This window comes from Mesorhizobium sp. M7A.F.Ca.CA.003.01.2.1 (assembly GCF_003998945.1).
In the GTDB taxonomy this organism is placed as follows: Bacteria; Pseudomonadota; Alphaproteobacteria; order Rhizobiales; family Rhizobiaceae; genus Mesorhizobium; species Mesorhizobium ciceri.
The window spans coordinates 1-573 of sequence record NZ_RZRA01001591.1; the positions used below are offsets into that span (position 1 = coordinate 1).

A 573-nucleotide genomic window follows, 5' to 3' on the forward strand; every position below is an offset into this window, starting at 1 on the left:
CGTGTCGCCCGGTCCTGCCCCTGGATGCTGAGCGGGAAGGCGATGTTCTCCAGCACGTTGAGATGCGGCAACAGCGCAAAATTTTGGAACACCATGCCCATGCGGTGTCGTCGCAATTCGATGAGTGCTGCATCGGAGGTTTTCAGCAGGTCATTGCCCTCGAATTCGACCTTGCCGTGGGTCGGCTCGACCAGCCTCGACATGCAGCGCACCAGCGTCGACTTGCCGGAGCCCGACAGGCCCATGATGATGAAAATCTCGCCCTGGCGGATTTCGAGGTCGACGGCGCGCACCGCGCCGACCAGCCCGGCAGCCGTGACGTCGGCTATGCTGGCCTTGCCGTCACGTTCGCGGATGAAATTGGCCGCGTTCGATCCGAACAATTTCCAGACATTGCGGCAGGCAAGCTTTACCGGACGGGCGTCTTTTGGCGCGCCCGCCGTGTTTGGCTCCTGTTCAGTCCTGTCCGTCATTCGAACGTCCCTCTGGAATATCAACAAGTGAGGCCCGGCTGGTCAGCAGCCGGGTCTCATTTTTCCAGTCGGAACGATCACTGCGCCCAGGCTTTCCAGT

The 573-nt window shown here is 60.9% G+C and carries 1 protein-coding gene; it reads right to left on the minus strand.

All coding sequences use genetic code 11. From position 1 onward, the window contains the following. Positions 1–473: ATP-binding cassette domain-containing protein (locus EN969_RS34400; RefSeq protein WP_127419947.1), on the minus strand; the 473-nt coding region annotated here is incomplete at its 3' end. Between the last annotated feature and the right edge of the window lie 100 nt (positions 474–573).